The following is a 1,537-nucleotide window of genomic DNA, read 5'->3' on the forward strand; positions in this document are numbered from 1 at the left end:
CGCACCGGGTGCTCGACGTCGGCGGGCAGCACCGCGTCGGCGGCCGCCCACGTGTCCACCCCGAACCGCTCGCGCGGCTGCGGCGCCAGCTCCGGCTCGGGCACCTCGGCGCCGAACGGGTCACGGTCGCTCGGCGGTGTCAGCAACGTCTCGACCAGCCCGCCCAGGCTCGGCACCGACGGGTTCCGCACGCCGGCCCCGGCACCGAAGTAGCCGGTCACCGGGTCGTGCGCCGCCTCGACGGTCAGCGCCAGAGACGGCCGCAGCAGCTGCCCGAACACGTCGACGGCGGCCCGCTTCGGCTTCCCGGAGAACTGCTGGCGGTCCTGCTCGGCGCGGAACGACGCGCCCGCCTCCTGCAGCCGTGCCTGCAGCTGGGTGTGTCGCTGGATGCAGTCGTCGACGACGGTCACCAGCTCCGCGGCCTGCCTGCGGCGCCCGGGCTCGGTGGCCTCGTCACGGGCGTCGGCGATGTTCGCCTTGATCATCGTCTCGGCGCGGTAGCGGGACTCGATATGGGTCAGTGCCTCGTCGAGCAGCTGCGGGACGGCGTCGAGCCAGTCCACCGAGCGGACGTCGCGCCGGGTCGCCTCCAGCTTGCGCCGCAACGACTCCGCGTACTGCACGGTCCGGTAGCGGGCCTGCTCGGCCGCCAGCCGGGCGTCGCCGAGACGACCGCGGACGATCAGCGTCTCCAGCTTCGTCTCGGCCGCCTCCTGGGCCGACTCGACGTCGGTGTCCAACGCCCCGACCAGCACGTTGATCGCCTCGTCCGAGGCGCGCAGGTAGATCCCGCCGTCCGGGGCGGCCACCTCGACGAGCAGCTTGAAGTCGAATCGGCGACGCACGTAGCGCCCGTCGTCGTCGGTCGTGCCGTACTCCACGGCGAACCCGCGGTCGATCGACCCCACGTTGATCAGGTTGTCGATCACCCACTGCGCGACGCGGACGTACTCCGACCGCGGCGCCCCCGGCACCTGCGCGCCCACGAACGGCAGCAGCCGCCGGACGACCTCCGCGTGGTCGGCACCGTGGTCGAAGTCCATGGCCAGGGTGACCTGGTCGATCGCCTGCAGGCCGATCTCGGCCATCTGGTAGCCGGTCGCGTCCCAGTCCAGCCGCCCCTTGCGGGCGTCGAGATCGTGCAGCGGCGCCGTGCAGGCCAGGGCCTTCAGCCGGCGCGCCACTCCCTCGTCCGGGCTGATGGTCGACACCCCGACGACTGTAGTTCGGCCGCTCCGGGCCCTAACGCCGCCTTAGGGCTCACGCAGCGCGGCCTTGGGGCGGGCGGCGGCACAGTTCCCACCAGCATCCGGGTCGCACCGACCCGGACCAGCCGGAACCTCTCGGAGGAAGATCACCGTGCGTACCCCGCTCACCGTCGCCGCCGTCGCCGCCACCGGTCTCCTGCTCGTCGGCGGGGGCACCGCCCTCGCGCTCGGCGCGGGCGGCGCCCCGGACGAGCTCACCGTCGTCCCGACCGGCGCCGCGATCGCGCGCACCGCCGACCTGCTGCCCCCGGAGCTGCCCCGCACCG

Annotated in this window: 1 protein-coding gene; it reads right to left on the reverse strand. The window is 73.9% G+C overall.

Features of this window, described 5'->3' with window-relative positions; translation table 11 throughout:
• Positions 1-1,214: hypothetical protein (locus GTW08_RS11405; RefSeq protein WP_202417040.1), on the reverse strand; the 1,214-nt coding region annotated here is incomplete at its 3' end.
• Between the last annotated feature and the right edge of the window lie 323 nt (positions 1,215-1,537).

It is taken from the genome of Pseudonocardia sp. SID8383, assembly GCF_009864975.1.
GTDB lineage: Bacteria > Actinomycetota > Actinomycetes > Mycobacteriales > Pseudonocardiaceae > Pseudonocardia > Pseudonocardia alni.